Raw genomic sequence first — 14,219 nt, 5'->3', positions numbered from 1 at the left:
ACGCACCGACGTTGCCGCGTTCGTCAACCGCGAACCACTCAAGGTCAGGGCCGGGGCAAATGCCTTGGGCAGCGGTTTGGAAATCGGCCTCGGAGAACATTAAACTGCGTCACACAACGGAAGGTTTTTACGACGCCGGTTCTGATCGAAGCGGAAAACGTCGCACACCAAACATTGTACCAACAGAACGCACGTTGCCAAAGATCGTAGGCGTTCGCGGGCTTGCACCAGAGGGAACGCGACCGAAGCGATTGATCGTTGCCCACCAAAAGACTCTCCAATGACGACAGCCGCGACTTTGCGTAAAAACCATGTTGGCCGCCGATGCGCTACGGATATGTGTCCACGAAGTCTGAGATTGCGGCGGACACCGCAGCAGATTTGGCGTCGCAGTCAGGGTCATTCGTCAGCGGGATCGAATCCAGTATCGCGACCATCGCCGATTGCATGGCGGCACATTCAGTGTCAGCTTCCGTGCGCGATGAGAAGTACCGCGTGTGGAAGAACCAACCGTAAACGCCGCAAGTGATGGCAAAGGGCGCAATGCTGGTATCGCGTTCGATCGTGATACGCGCACCAAGATCGTGTTCGTAGTCGGCAACGATCGCGCCAGACTCGGAACCTTCAGTGCCGATCGACGATCCTGAGTCAAACGGCGTCCATGTCATGGGTGATCTCGAGCGGCCAACGGAAGGTTTTTACGACGCCGGTTCTGATCGAAGCGGAAAACGTCGCACACCAAACATTGTACCAACAGAACGCACGTTGCCAAAGATCGTAGGCGTTCGCGGGCTTGCACCAGAGGGAACGCGACCGAAGCGATTGATCGTTGCCCACCAAAAGACTCTCCAATGACGACAGCCGCGACTTTGCGTAAAAACCATGTTGGCCGCCGATGCGCTACGGATATGTGTCCACGAAGTCTGAGATTGCGGCGGACACCGCAGCAGATTTGGCGTCGCAGTCAGGGTCATTCGTCAGCGGGATCGAATCCAGTATCGCGACCATCGCCGATTGCATGGCGGCACATTCAGTGTCAGCTTCCGTGCGCGATGAGAAGTACCGCGTGTGGAAGAACCAACCGTAAACGCCGCAAGTGATGGCAAAGGGCGCAATGCTGGTATCGCGTTCGATCGTGATACGCGCACCAAGATCGTGTTCGTAGTCGGCAACGATCGCGCCAGACTCGGAACCTTCAGTGCCGATCGACGATCCTGAGTCAAACGGCGTCCATGTCATGGGTGATCTCGAGCGGCCAACGGAAGGTTTTTACGACACCGCCGTTGCGATGCCATTCAAGTTTGAACAACGAGAGATTCTACCACCGGAAGGAGGCTTGAACAAACGACAGCGGTGTGCCGAAGGCCTAGCGTAAAAACCATGTTGGGCGTCAATACGGCGGGCCAACATGACAGCGATCGAAGAATGCTCGCGATTTGCGGCCCATGAAACCAATCGCGAATTGCCCACAAGGTTCCGAAGAAATGTTTTCGAGGAAACAGGTACAGAGTGCATTGTCGACCAAAGACGCAACCGATCCGGGTTCGACAAGGTTCCATTCAATGTAATCAAACAGCTCGATGACGGTGTCGGTGTCGAGCGTTGTATAGTGATCGCGAAAGAATTCGCTAAACCCCAAGCAGACGCCGTGAAGTGAATACGATCCATTGTCCGCGCGGAAGTAGTTGCGGTCAGATTCCCATTGCTCCGTGAATGCCGGAGCAAGAGACACAAGTTTGTGCAGTAGGTCTCGTGGTCTCATTGCGAATGGATTTGACGCCCAACGGGAGGTTTCGCCGACGCCGGTGGTGACCGAAGCGAACGACGTTGAATTTCGAACAGCTAATAATACGCTGGTAAAGGTGAATCGCCAAACGAGGCGTCCGCGGCGTGATCGACCAGAGTGCGTTACCGAAGCGATTGACCGTAACCAGCCGAACGATTCTCCACCGACGAAGCCGCGGCCTTGTGGCAAAACCATGTTGGGCGGCTCTGCGGCGTCAATTCGCGTCAGCCAGATGACGCCCCGACCATAATCGGAAAGCAAGCTGTTCGTTTGGTTGTTGGTACTTGCGATCCCCTGCCGGATCGTCCGTTATCCATGCGTCGTGGATTCGACCGTCAATCGTTAACAGAACAATAGTTGCCCGATCGGCAAGTATTTCATCCACGAACGAGCGAACCGCGTCCGACTCCGGGAGGCCCGAGATTGACGCGAGAATGTCGGCGTGCGTATGCCATGAAAATCCGCGAAACCCAATTGACGTGTCCCCATCCGGCAACGCCTCCACCGCGAGGATCAGCAACCCGTCGGGACTTTCGTGCTCTTCGGATTCGACCATTCTTGAGCCGCCCAGCGGAAGGTTTTTACGACACCGCCCTAAACGAAGCGAGCGATGCCTGAACTACGAAAATTGTACCAAGGCTAAGGCCCGTTGCCAAAGAGCCAAGGTGTGCCCGAAGGGCCTCAGCGTAAAAACCATGTTGGGCGACTCTGATCGACGAGCGATGCTACCAGTCAGGAAACGGATACCCCAACCACGGTAAGCGATGGTTTGCGCCAAGAGCCATTTGAGCAGCGGCGTCAGGGCCAATCTGTTTAGGGAAGATCAGGTTGAACAGTGTATTGGCGTTGTCCCATCGTTCGCGGCGGAACAGTTCAATCGTGCAAATGAATCGAACGTTGTCAGCACGGAAGTCTGGTGTGACAACCGATTCGGCGGAAACGAGTGCCGCATCAATATCGCCCAGCACTGCTTGTGCGGTGGCAGTTTCTTCGGTGTCCAGTTCCGATTTACAAGCGGCGAAAGCATCAGAATATAGGCCATCGCTGGCAAGCCGCAAGTGTTGCTGAGAGTCACCGTTCTTGCGAATGTACTCGGCGATTGATTCGTTCGTCAGCGGCGGATGGTCTGATGCCAAGCGTTCTAGCGGGGCGATTTGCCGTAGTGCCGGAGCGGGTTTCTTGGGCAGGGGGAAGTTCGAGATTATGCCATCAGAGAAGTTGCGATCAGGTAGGGAACGCAGTACAGATTCGCAGGACTGGGCGTAAGAGTCGAAGCCAAGTAGTGCAGAAGCACCGCCGACTGACCACAACGAATAGTAGTTTACTTTGGGTGCAGCGTCCGCGAGTCGTTTGGTGGCATCACGAAGAAGGAAGTCGGCAAGCTCGCGAGAATCGTTGAAGGTTGCCATCTGCGTTGCTTGAGTCGCCCAACGGAAGGTTTTTACGTCGCCGTTCTCCACCGAAGAGAACGACATTGAACTACGAGAGATTCTACCAACGCCAACGCCCGTCGCCAAACAGCGAAGGCGATCGCGGGCTTGTAGTAGAGGGAACACAACCAAAGCGATTGACTTTTGCCGACCGAAAAACTCTCGAACGACGACAGCCGCGACCTTGCGTAAAAACCATGTTGTGTGACCCGGTGAATCGCCGTTAAAGCAGGCCATCACGAGTTTGCTCAACCACGACAGCCCACCAGTTCTCTGGGTTGGCAAGGCATTTAGCGTCAATTTTGCGGATGGCGTGAGCAAATGCACCAGCAGCCGCGCCGTCATCATCGCACGTGACAGATGCAGCATACGCGAGATGCGCATTAATGCACGATTGAAGCTGCGAGATCGACGAGTTGACGAATCTGGTTGGCAGTTGACCTTGAGGATCGCGGGAGTGGATTTGTGTCTTGGCGAGTTCAAGTCGTCCACCACCATCACTGCCGACAACGAATGCACCATCGACAAATTGGGCCTCGTGAAAGGTCAGGTTCAACGGTGCGTAGTCGTCAGGGATCAGCACGCTAGGGTCACACAACGGAAGGTTTTTACGAAACCGTTTTCGGCCTTTCGTAAGTTCTTACGGAATGCCAGTTTACGGCAATAACCCCCTTTGGTGCAAGGACTTACTGGTATTCAGGTGCGTTCAGCGTTCGTCATGCTCGGTCAGCCTTAGTCACTGTTTTTGTCACACTGTGCCAACGCTAGCGGGTCGTCGTTCCGGACTGGAGTGACGTTATGACTTTTGGAAGAATTGAAGTGCCGCCGCCAAAGAATGGGCGGCGTTACCGTGGTGTGGCAGTGTGCCGGATCAGCACTGACAAGCAGAACGAGATGAGCTTGGATGACCAGGCAGCCCTGTACAGTGAGCGGCTTCCCGACTACCTCGAAGGTGACTACGACCTCGAGACGATGGCGACTCAGGGAAGCGGAGAGATCCTTGACCGAGTAGAGTTTGTTGAGCTTTCCGAGAAGATCGCGTCCGGTGAGTACGATTTCATCATTGCGGAGGACCTTGGTCGGATTGCGCGACGGGTTCACGTTATGATTTTGTGTGAAGAGGCTGAGGATTCGGCGACCAGGATCATCGCGATTAACGATCGCGTCGACACGCTAGAATCCGAAAGTTGGCGGCAAAATGCGTTTTTCGCTACGATGCGGCATGAAAGTTACAATCGAGATACGTCAAACCGAATCAAGCGGTCGCATCGGAATCGGTTTGCCAACGGAGACATGGTGCGGCAATTGCCCGCCGGTTACGTCAAGCCGCATGCAGGCGCGAGCGAGGCGGATTGTCACAAGGCTCCTGGCGCCGAGGAAGTCTACGACGAGTGCTTCGACCGACTCGAACGTGGCGAGTCATTCGCCGAAATTGCGACTTGGTTTAACACGATTGAATTTCCGTTGGGAATGTCTGCGAGGAAAACCCAATGGGATGGAACCTTGGTTGGTCAGACAGTTAGAAACCCGATCCTCAAAGGCATCCGTGAGCATAATCGTCGGACCGCCGTTCGAGTGAATAGCACTGGTCGGCGCAAATCTGTCGCCGCGGCCCCGACATTGCTAATGCAACGCGAATGTCCCCGTCTCGCATTCATTGAACCCGAACGCTTCGACCGCGTTAATCGGATGCTCAAACGGCGAAACGAAAGGTTCGCCAAAGGAATCGCCAAAGCGAATGGTAGCCGTGGGCGGCAGCAGGGAACCCGCAACGACGCTCGCTGGCCGAGCCAGCATGTTCGCTGCGGTATTTGTGGACGAAAGTTTGTTCTGGGTGGGCATGGTCGAAAGGAACGCATGATGTGCGACGGCGTTCGAAGCTACGACTGCTGGAATGCCATGACGGTGGACCAGAGTGAACTGGCGCAGGCAGTTGCCGCGAGAGTCCTTCACGAAATCGAGTCCCTGCCAGACTTTGATACCGAGTTGAACGCACAGATTCACGCGGAAGCCGAGCAATGGCGGGTGCAACAGGACAGCGGCCTAAAGAAGCTTCACGAGGAATCCGCTCGATTAAAACTCGAGCTTGATAACTTTGCCAACGTGATTGCGGGTGGCCTAGCGAGCCCGACGATTCTGGCTCGGCTGACCGCGACCGAGCAAGAATTGCAATCCATGTCGGATGCAATTGCCGACGCGAATAAAAACGCACCGAAGGCGATCGTGATTCCGAAGGCCGATGAAATTCGTAAAATCGCGAATGAAACCTTTCTGGGGTTGGCAGTTGAAGATCTCGAATTTGGCCACATCATGCGTGAAATCGTGACGGATTTTTTCGTCTTGCCGTACCGACTCATCGACGGCGGGCTGATCTCTCCACGTTGTGTCTTCACTTTAAACTTAGCTGCCCTTCGTGGAGTAGAGCTACCAGATGGTTTGGGGACAACAAGTATTCCAGCAATGGTCGATCTGACGCGATCGCCGCAACGCGTGGTCTTTCGTGAACGGGTTTGTCAATTGCGGGCGACTGGAATGACCGAACGGGAAGTGGCAACGCGACTTTCGATCACGCACGCGGCGGCGCAACGTGCGGCAAGCTTGGACCGTGAGATGAACCGACTTGGTTTGACCGATCCTTGGGTACCAGTTTGCCAGGAGCAGGACGCAGCAGATTGTTACAAACGGATTCTCAACGACCGGTATCGATTCAATCCCTTACCAGAATTCCTGTGCAAGTTTCCTAGCACGTAGTCTCGCAAGCTCGACGACTCTCATTTTCAAGAGCCTCCGAGTGCTTCGACATCCGGAGGTTTTTTCATGCCTAGAAGGAACCTATGACAATCAATCCCAGCAAACCGTCCGTCATGGAAAGACTGATTCGGATCCTCGCGAAACGGATCGTGTTGGCACTCTCCGAAGAACGTGCTCTCGACGAACCGTCACCGACAAACGTTAAATGCGGTTGCCCACGCGATGCAAGCAGAAATACGCCCTAACGCTCGGAACAAATCTAAATCCGAGCAAAAAATGGGGCACGTTACATCAAGGGTTGTCTTAGCCCTCCGTGCCCACTCAATCCACCCACTCAACTCAAAGGAGGTGCCCGCTGGCACACATCATTCTCACGCTCATGTCTGTTGCCGTACTACTGCTCGCTATCGCGTTCGCCAAAGAGCGTCGGCTGCGAATGGCACTGCAGCAAATCCTTAAAAGTCTCGTTCAACGATGGAGGTCGGATGAACCTGAATCAGATTTTGCTCCCATTCACGATGATGATCGTGACGCTTTCGATAGCCGGGTGCCAAGAAAGTAATGACACTCGTCTCGTTGACATGTCGGAGCGACACGAACTCCGGCAAGCCGAGCAAACCCAACAGGCCAACCAGCTTCACCGAGAGGTGACTGCCATGCAGCGTGAGGTACAAGCTGAACGCACCGCTATCGGACAGCAGCGAGACCTACTCGAAGTGGATCGCCGCTCAGTCGCATCGGAGCGCCGCTTCGATTCGCTCACTGCGGCAGCCGTTGTCAATATTGGACTTTGGCTCGCCTGCCTGTTGCCTCTCGTGATTGCGTGGCTCGTACTTCGCCAACCGCAATCTTCCGCCGACGACCAGGCGATCATCGATGTGATGTTGGAAGATTTGGTCGCGGACAAGCCGCGATTGCTTTCCCAAAGGCCGAAAGCATCATCAAACTCGCCACGCATCCGCGTTGCATCGTCACCGGATGACGAACCTACCTGATCCACTTAGCACTACCAACAGGAGACCACATTGTCACACATCGTCACGATCACGACCGAGATTCGTGATCCAAACGCACTGCGAACTTCGTGTCGCAAGCTTGGTCTTGATGATCCCATTCATCAGACCATCAAACTATTTTCCGCGGAAGCGACCGGACACTGTGTCCAGCTTCCACGCTGGCGATACCCCGTCGTCTGCGATACCGACAGCGGCACTGTTCACTACGACAACTACGGAGGTCATTGGGGTGAACAGGCTCAACTGGACAAGCTGATCCAGCGGTATGCGGTTGAAAAATCGGTTTTGGAAGCTCGCAAGCAGGGGCACTCCGTGACTGAACAATCACTGGCTGACGGATCGATCAAGCTCACCGTCCAAGTTGGAGGTGCCAGTTGAAAACGTTCAACATTGTCATCTCTCCGACCGGTGCGACCAAGATCGAAACGATTGGCTTTTCTGGCGGTGAATGCCGCGAAGCCACTCAATTCCTCGAAACCGCGCTGGGCAAACGACAGTCCGAAAGACTCACAACCGAATTCTATTCGACTCAGTCCAGCGCCAACACGGAAACACAAAAGGAGAGATAATCGACATATCTAGCGAAAGCTTAAACGATGCAAGAATCCAACCAGCAGATCGCGTTGGTCTGCTGTTGGTCGTCGAGGGCATGAATGACATCGAATTTTTGCGTCGCATCAGCTTGATGCTTCATGCCACCGATGATCAGCTACCGAATTTGGCGGAGATGGAACAGCGGGGTGAACTCATCTTCGTTCCATTCGGGGGCGGTCACGTTCGAGCATGGATTAATCGTTTTGCCCCGCTCGGTCGTCCCGAGTTCCATCTTTACGATCACGAGTTGCCTCCCGAGACCGATCTCCGCAGGCAAGCTGCAGAGTCGGTCAATGATCGTGAAGGATGCAAGGCGGTCATCACCCGGAAACGGTGTCTCGAAAACTACCTGCATCCTCGAGCGATATTTGCGGCAGGACAGATCACCGTGCAATTTGACGACTTCGATCGCGTTGCGGAACTGACTGCCCGCGAACTCTACCGCCAGCGTCCTGGCGAGACCGCATGGCTACTGCAGGCCAAACGTTCGCAAAGCCGAATGGCGAAACGTTGGCTCAACACAGTTGCCGTTGAACACATGACGCCCAGCTTGCTGGCCGAGCGTGACCCAGACAGAGAAATCACGTCTTGGATGCTGGCGATCAATGACCTGCTGGCATCCTGAATTTCACTCTAAAACAAGGAGAATCTATGAAACTATCCGATCGTTTGGCGGAATTGGTGAAAGCCTGTTTCACCGGCATCTGGATCGAAAGTCACGAGCATGACGATGCATTGCTCGAAATCAGCCAGCTTTGTCGTGAGCACGAGTGGCGACTCGTGAACTGGGACATCGATCAGGGTTTGCGAATGAGCGGAAGTCCGCTCGGTGATGATGATGGGTCAAATGATCCTTTGTCCGCAATTCGCTCGATGCGTTCATTCGCTGGCGATGACTCGCCGTCGATCGTCGTATTGACGAACTTCCATCGCTTCCTCAGTTCCGCTGAAATCATGCAGGCGTTGGCGCGTCAGATCGTTGACGGCAAGTCAACTCGAACGATCTTCGTAATCCTGTCGCCGCTCGTGCAAATCCCGGTCGAGCTTGAAAAGCTATTCATCGTCATCGACCATCCGTTGCCGACCCGGGAACAACTCAAGGAAATTGCCGAAGGCATCGCCACCGAAGAGGGTGAACTCCCCGGCGCCGAACGACTTGAAACCGTGCTCGATGCGGCCATGGGACTGACGCGATTGGAGGCCGAGAACGCCTTTGGATTGAGTCTGGTTCGCGACTCGGTGATCCTGCCGGAATCGGTCTGGGAACTGAAGGCAAGCATGCTCAAAAAGTCGGGCCTGCTGCAACTCTACAAGAGCAGCGACGACTTCACATCGCTTGGAGGGCTGGACAGTTTGAAGGCGTTCTGCAAACGGTCATTGCTGCAACACGGGCGTGACAATCCTTTGAAGCGGCCTCGCGGCGTGCTTCTGCTGGGGGTTCCCGGCACAGGCAAGTCGGCATTCGCCAAAGCACTTGGCAAAGAGACCGGACGTCCCACGTTGATACTCGACGTCGGGGCATTGATGGGCAGTCTTGTGGGGCAGACAGAGCAAAACGTTCGGCGTGCGCTGCAAATCGCGGACGCCATGGCTCCCTGCATTCTGTTCATCGACGAGATCGAAAAGGCTCTGAGCGGGGCGGCGGGTTCGGGGCAAAATGATTCGGGTGTGTCGTCTCGCATGCTGGGGACGTTGCTCAGCTGGATGAATGATCACACTTCGAACGTCTACCTGATCGCGACCTGCAACGATATCACGCGGATGCCCCCGGAGCTATCTCGCGCCGAACGGTTTGACGGAATCGTGTTCCTGGATCTGCCGCAGCGTGACCAGAAAGACCGCATCTGGAGCCAATACACCGCCATGTTCGGGCTTGAAACGGAGCAAAAGCGTCCGGTCGACGAAAAATGGACCGGCGCGGAAATCCGTGCTTGTTGTCGGTTGTCTGCACTGCTTGACATTCCACTCTCGCAAGCCGGGCTGAACGTTGTTCCTGTCGCAGTCACGGCCACCGAATCGGTGGACCGTTTGCGTCAATGGGCGAGCGGTCGTTGCTTGGATGCGGAGAAGTCTGGGATCTACCAGCACGAGGCCAAGCCTCAATCACGACGGCGGGTGTCACGTTCCAGTCCGTCTCAGAATTGAAGCGATGGGACGCGCTCACTGAAAAACCTACTCTAACCAAGGAGAATCCATGAGCACCATGCTCGAAGATCCTGTGACCCAGAATCAGTCATCGCACGGAACGCGGCTGCAAGCCGAAACGACTGCCGTGCGATTGCACATCCGCTGGCCGGGCACTCGCAAGAGTCTCAGTCGCGACCAAAAACAACAAGCTGCCGGCGCATTCGACGCAGATAGCCGCACACTCTCAGCAGCGAAGCGTCTCTTCGACACATCGCATCCGTCGTTCCGTGCCGTCTCGGCGATCAAAACGAAGGCGGGTGCGTTGTGGAAGGGCATGACGTTGCCGTACATCGAGCCGGGAGTCCGGTTGTTGCGCCGCGGTGACGTTTCGGAGTTCGACGATCGCATGATCATCATCCAAGCGGATCTGGGCGAAGCCGTTGACGACCTTGACCGCTGTTTCACCGAGCTCGTCGATCAGGCCCGCACACAACTTGGAAACTTGTTCGATTCGGCTGACTATCCCGTTTCCGTTTCGGATCTGTTCGCGATTGCTTGGGATTTCCCATCCGTCACACCGCCGGCGTATCTGCGAACGGTGAATCCTGAGCTGTACGAGCAGGAATGCCAACGCGTGCAGGCAAAGTTCGCGGAAGCGGTTGAACTGGCCGAGCAAACCTTTGCCGAGGAACTGTCACAGTTGGTCGGCCATCTAGCCGAGCGATTGTCGGGTTCGGTGGACGGCAAACCGAAAGTCTTTCGCGATTCCGCGATTTCCAATTTGAACGAGTTTTTCGAGCGTTTCCAGCATCTCAGCATTGGCAGCAATGAAGACCTCGATCAACTGGTTGAAAATGCACGACAAGTCGTCAGCGGTGTCGACCCACGAGACTTGCGTGATCGCGCGTCGTTGCGTGATCGAATGGCACGATCGCTGACGGATGTCGAAACGAGTCTCGATGAACTCATGACGGATCGCCCACGCCGAAACATCATTCGGGGCCCGCGGTGAGTGCCATCGAACTGGTCGTGACCTCCAACGGCGTTACTCGAATGGTCTTCGACGACCGCGTTGACCTTCGCTCGGTAGGTTGCATCTCCATCCAGCGTGGCTCGCATGTTGAGCCAACATCCGGCGGTCAATGGACCGCCGATCTCTCACCAGTCACGGGGCCGACACTCGGACCATTCGACAAACGCAGCGAAGCCCTGGCGGCAGAAGTGGCTTGGCTGCACCGGAACTGGTTAGTCCGCTCGCCGGAATAACCGTTCTTTCACATCTCCCTTTACCAAAGCCCCGTTCGTCTGACGCAAGTCAAGTGAGCGGGGCTTTTTTCGTTTCCCCCCTTCGGTAAGGAACTTTTCCGATGAACCAGAACGATCTTAATCGTGCCGTGGCCCATGCCACTGGCGAAACCATCTCCGCAGTCAAACGACTCGGCTTCATGATCGCTAACCCCAGTGACCTGATTGACGACCCGACCGATCCCGTGCACGGCGGTCGAGTCATCGACTGGGACGATTTCGAGTTCCTTCAAGATGAGCCCGATGAAAATAGCTTCACTTTGGAAGCCGCAATCGGCTGATGCGATGAAGCCTCATCGCTATCAGCCCCCACTCTTCATAGCGAAATGCCGCCGCTGCCGCATTCGTGGACAGCGGCGGCTTCGCTTTCCCAAACGCAAAACGTTTACTCGACACTCCAAACCCAAGAGCACCAAGCATGAAAGTTCTTCTCATTTCCAATGACGCCGGTGGATACGCCCATCACGTCGAAGCCCCCGACAGCACGACCGTTCAGCAAATGTTCGAGCGGCATGTCGGCGCATTTCACGCCGACAGCTATCTCATCCGCGTCAATCGCCAACCCGCGGCGGCCGATCAACTGCTGCGAGACGGCGACCGGGTCTCGTTCACACCACAGAAAATCGAAGGTGCTGCCTGATTTCTGTTTTCATTCGCCCCAACTGAGTGTTTCCACCGAGGAATGCAATGAAAAACGAAATCAAACAAGACTATCGAGCGGCCGTTGAAATACTGCAGTCTCTGCTCGACATACGTGACGTAACATCGATGTCGCATTTCGACGACTCGATCGAGCAATGCAAACGTTGGCAGCGACGACTCGAAATGGCGACCCAGCGAAACTGGCCCACCGCGGCAAGAGACGCTCGTGATCGACTTCATGGCGCGCTCGACATCCTTCGAATGCGGGCGACTCATTCCATCGACAACCTAAAACGGCAATCTCGATCTCACATCGAACCCACCGCAACGTTGATCTTTCAAGAGATTCAAGCGTTGCGTGGGGAGTTCGAAGCGGTGACGATCGACCGTTCGAAACAGCAACTAACAGTGACGACGTCGAGCATTGTCCTTGAAGGCGTCCTGCTGGGAAGCTTCGAAATTCGCTTGAATTGGAAGTATATCAAAGAATCGTCTCCGTTCGATGTGATCGCGCTCGAGCCTAACGAGCCGGCCAGCGGCGAGGGTGTGACGCATCCCCACGTCCAAAGCGATTCGCTTTGCGAGGGTGAGGGATCCGACGCGATTCGTCGCGCCCTGGATGAAGGTCGTTTGTATGACTTCTTCTGCATCGTCGATCAGATTCTGCGGACTTACAACTCGGGTTCTGCCTACGTTCAACTGGATGATTGGAATGGAGTCAACTGCCGATCCTGCGGCGACACCGTCGATTCCGACCAAGCACTCGCTTGTTCCAACTGCGAAACCGAACTGTGCATGGAATGCAGCACGTGCTGCGATTCATGCTGCGAACGGTACTGCGAAGAATGCGCCTCGTCCTGCGAAAGCTGCGGCGACGATGCGTGCAAAATGTGCCTGAAGTCGTGCGACGACTGCGGCGAAAGTTTCTGTCCCTCCTGCCTCTCTGAAGGAACCTGTGATGATTGCCTCAACAACGAAAATGCAGAAAATGCAAAAGACGAACCGGAGCAACCGTGTCCTGCGGTTCAGCCCGTTTGCGTTGGCAAAGCTAGTGTACCTGCGTGACATCGGGCCCACCGAAATCGGCGGTTTTGGAATTTCCAATGCCGATGACCTGTTGCTGATCGAAGACATTCAGTTGGTCCGACAAACCTGCTCGGTCACCTCCGTCGAGTTCGACGACGCCAGCGTTGCCGACTTCTTTGACAGCCAAGTCGATGCCGGGCGCCAACCAGAGCAATTCGCGCGAGTCTGGGTCCACACGCACCCCGGCGCCTCACCCTCACCGAGTCAAACCGATGAGGAAACGTTCAGTCGCTGTTTCGGCGGCGTCGATTGGTGCGTCATGCACATTCTGGCGGAGGAGGGGAACACCTATACCCGAGCCCGCTTCAATGTGGGCCCTGGAACGGATCGGCGACTGCGCTGCCGAACGATTCTCGATTGCGAGTTCCCGGGAACCGACCACGATCAATGGTTCGAAGAATACTGCGACAACGTCACGATCGACGACCCATTCGCATCGCGACGTTCGCTCACCGATCGCTACGACGATACCGACTGGTGGCAGCAACCACCCACGGCAGCCGATCTGTGGAGCGATCGCTTGCTTGAGGTTGGCCGATGACCACTACACCATCCAACAGGTTCGGCCGCCAGAGCGACTTGGTCCCGATGGACCGCCTCGCTCAGGTCACCGCGACGGTGATCGGCGTCGGCGCGATCGGTCGCCAAGTAGCATTGCAACTAGCCGCCATCGGCACGCACCGGATCCAGTTGATCGACTTCGATCAAGTCGACTTGTCGAACACAACGACGCAGGGCTATCGAAAGCACGAAATCGGCTGGAGTAAACCGTTTGCATGCGGCGAAGCGATCAGTGAACTCGATTCAACGATCGAGGTCACTCGAATCGAGGATCGCTTCCGTCCCAGGCAAACCATCGGCAACGCAGTTTTCTGTTGTGTCGATTCGATCACGGCGCGGTCAGCGATTTGGAAATCAGTGGAAGGCCGAGCAGCCTTCTGGGCGGATGGCCGAATGCTGGGCGAGGTGATTCGCGCGCTGACTGCCGATGACGCACCGTCATCACAGCACTACGCGACAACCTTGTTCGCCGCCTCGGAAGCTCAGCAAGGAACCTGCACGTCACGCAGCACGATCTACGCGGCAAGCATCGCGGCGGGATTGATGGTTCACCAGTTCACACGCTGGCTCCGAAACATACCGACGGACGCCGACACCTGCGTCAATCTGCTTTCCGGCGATTGGACCGTCGGAGACACTCCGTAAGAAAACGTTCAGGGCATGTGCATTCATCAAGGCATCCAGCTCCAACACGTTTTTCCCCAAGAGTTCAAATGGTGAGGCTAGCCTGATCCATCATCATTGTCGCATTGCCATGGTGGTTTTACAAATTCGGCAAACGCACCGGCAGCCGTAAAGGCTACATTATCGGACGCAGCCGCAGAAATTGAAACAACGCCGCTAACAACCGGAACATCGTGGCCGCCCTTCGGGGCGGTCACGGCGTTCTTTTTTTTAGCTATCAGTCGAGCTAATTCTCGA

At 55.5% G+C, this 14,219-nt stretch carries 19 protein-coding genes; 13 read left to right on the top strand and 6 right to left on the bottom strand.

Annotation, left to right across the window (positions count from 1 at the left end):
• Positions 1 to 329: 329 nt before the first annotated feature.
• The 6 genes from SH410x_RS26090 to SH410x_RS26065 form a co-directional block, all read right to left on the bottom strand.
• Positions 330 to 668 (bottom strand): hypothetical protein, encoded by a 339-nt coding sequence (locus tag SH410x_RS26090; protein WP_473672189.1) that lies wholly within the window; start codon positions 666 to 668, stop codon positions 330 to 332.
• 232 nt (positions 669 to 900) lie between these two features.
• Positions 901 to 1,239 (bottom strand): hypothetical protein, encoded by a 339-nt coding sequence (locus tag SH410x_RS26085; protein WP_473672189.1) that lies wholly within the window; start codon positions 1,237 to 1,239, stop codon positions 901 to 903.
• A 151-nt stretch (positions 1,240 to 1,390) separates the two neighbouring features.
• Entirely contained in the window at positions 1,391 to 1,732 is a 342-nt protein-coding gene (locus SH410x_RS26080; protein ID WP_473672187.1) for a DUF7674 family protein, read from the bottom strand.
• A gap of 268 nt (positions 1,733 to 2,000) precedes the next feature.
• On the bottom strand, positions 2,001 to 2,342 hold the full coding sequence (locus tag SH410x_RS26075) for a hypothetical protein (protein WP_473672185.1): 342 nt from the start codon (positions 2,340 to 2,342) through the stop codon (positions 2,001 to 2,003).
• A 169-nt stretch (positions 2,343 to 2,511) separates the two neighbouring features.
• Complete coding sequence (locus SH410x_RS26070) at positions 2,512 to 3,195, bottom strand: hypothetical protein (protein ID WP_473672183.1); 684 nt, start codon at positions 3,193 to 3,195, stop codon at positions 2,512 to 2,514.
• A 244-nt stretch (positions 3,196 to 3,439) separates the two neighbouring features.
• Positions 3,440 to 3,814 (bottom strand): SUKH-4 family immunity protein, encoded by a 375-nt coding sequence (locus SH410x_RS26065; protein ID WP_473672181.1) that lies wholly within the window; start codon positions 3,812 to 3,814, stop codon positions 3,440 to 3,442.
• Between the two features lie 200 nt (positions 3,815 to 4,014).
• Here SH410x_RS26065 and SH410x_RS26060 point away from each other — a divergent pair, with 200 nt between their 5' ends.
• The 13 genes from SH410x_RS26060 (at position 4,015) to SH410x_RS26000 (ending at position 13,943) form a co-directional block, all read left to right on the top strand.
• Entirely contained in the window at positions 4,015 to 5,967 is a 1,953-nt protein-coding gene (locus SH410x_RS26060; RefSeq protein WP_473672179.1) for a recombinase family protein, read from the top strand.
• A gap of 581 nt (positions 5,968 to 6,548) precedes the next feature.
• Positions 6,549 to 6,962: a hypothetical protein gene (locus SH410x_RS26055; protein WP_473672178.1), complete on the top strand. Its 414-nt coding sequence runs from the start codon at positions 6,549 to 6,551 to the stop codon at positions 6,960 to 6,962.
• Positions 6,963 to 6,992: 30 nt separating this feature from the next.
• Complete coding sequence (locus tag SH410x_RS26050; RefSeq protein ID WP_473672176.1) at positions 6,993 to 7,361, top strand: DUF1257 domain-containing protein; 369 nt, start codon at positions 6,993 to 6,995, stop codon at positions 7,359 to 7,361.
• Positions 7,358 to 7,552, top strand: a complete 195-nt coding sequence (locus tag SH410x_RS26045) for a DUF2997 domain-containing protein (RefSeq protein WP_473672174.1) — start codon at positions 7,358 to 7,360, stop codon at positions 7,550 to 7,552. The genes SH410x_RS26050 and SH410x_RS26045 overlap by 4 nt, the downstream gene beginning before the upstream one ends.
• A gap of 80 nt (positions 7,553 to 7,632) precedes the next feature.
• Positions 7,633 to 8,202, top strand: a complete 570-nt coding sequence (locus SH410x_RS26040) for an ATP-dependent endonuclease (RefSeq protein WP_473672172.1) — start codon at positions 7,633 to 7,635, stop codon at positions 8,200 to 8,202.
• Positions 8,203 to 8,228: 26 nt separating this feature from the next.
• Positions 8,229 to 9,722 (top strand): AAA family ATPase, encoded by a 1,494-nt coding sequence (locus SH410x_RS26035; RefSeq protein ID WP_473672170.1) that lies wholly within the window; start codon positions 8,229 to 8,231, stop codon positions 9,720 to 9,722.
• A 49-nt stretch (positions 9,723 to 9,771) separates the two neighbouring features.
• Positions 9,772 to 10,716, top strand: a complete 945-nt coding sequence (locus SH410x_RS26030; protein WP_473672168.1) for a hypothetical protein — start codon at positions 9,772 to 9,774, stop codon at positions 10,714 to 10,716.
• Between the two features lie 41 nt (positions 10,717 to 10,757).
• Complete coding sequence (locus tag SH410x_RS26025; protein ID WP_473677403.1) at positions 10,758 to 10,970, top strand: hypothetical protein; 213 nt, start codon at positions 10,758 to 10,760, stop codon at positions 10,968 to 10,970.
• Between the two features lie 101 nt (positions 10,971 to 11,071).
• Positions 11,072 to 11,290 (top strand): hypothetical protein, encoded by a 219-nt coding sequence (locus SH410x_RS26020; protein WP_146405639.1) that lies wholly within the window; start codon positions 11,072 to 11,074, stop codon positions 11,288 to 11,290.
• Positions 11,291 to 11,427: 137 nt separating this feature from the next.
• Entirely contained in the window at positions 11,428 to 11,649 is a 222-nt protein-coding gene (locus SH410x_RS26015; protein WP_473672166.1) for a MoaD/ThiS family protein, read from the top strand.
• 47 nt (positions 11,650 to 11,696) lie between these two features.
• Entirely contained in the window at positions 11,697 to 12,716 is a 1,020-nt protein-coding gene (locus tag SH410x_RS26010; protein ID WP_473672164.1) for a hypothetical protein, read from the top strand.
• Positions 12,640 to 13,278 carry a Mov34/MPN/PAD-1 family protein gene (locus tag SH410x_RS26005; RefSeq protein WP_473672162.1) on the top strand — a complete coding sequence of 213 codons (639 nt, stop codon included), beginning with the start codon at positions 12,640 to 12,642 and terminating at the stop codon, positions 13,276 to 13,278. The genes SH410x_RS26010 and SH410x_RS26005 overlap by 77 nt, the downstream gene beginning before the upstream one ends.
• Positions 13,275 to 13,943: a ThiF family adenylyltransferase gene (locus SH410x_RS26000; protein ID WP_473672160.1), complete on the top strand. Its 669-nt coding sequence runs from the start codon at positions 13,275 to 13,277 to the stop codon at positions 13,941 to 13,943. The genes SH410x_RS26005 and SH410x_RS26000 overlap by 4 nt, the downstream gene beginning before the upstream one ends.
• The last annotated feature ends 276 nt before the right edge of the window (positions 13,944 to 14,219 follow it).

It is taken from the genome of Rhodopirellula sp. SH410 (assembly GCF_055811895.1).
The sequence above is the reverse complement of the archived record's forward strand: the minus strand, read 5'-3'. Positions and strand labels throughout refer to the sequence as shown.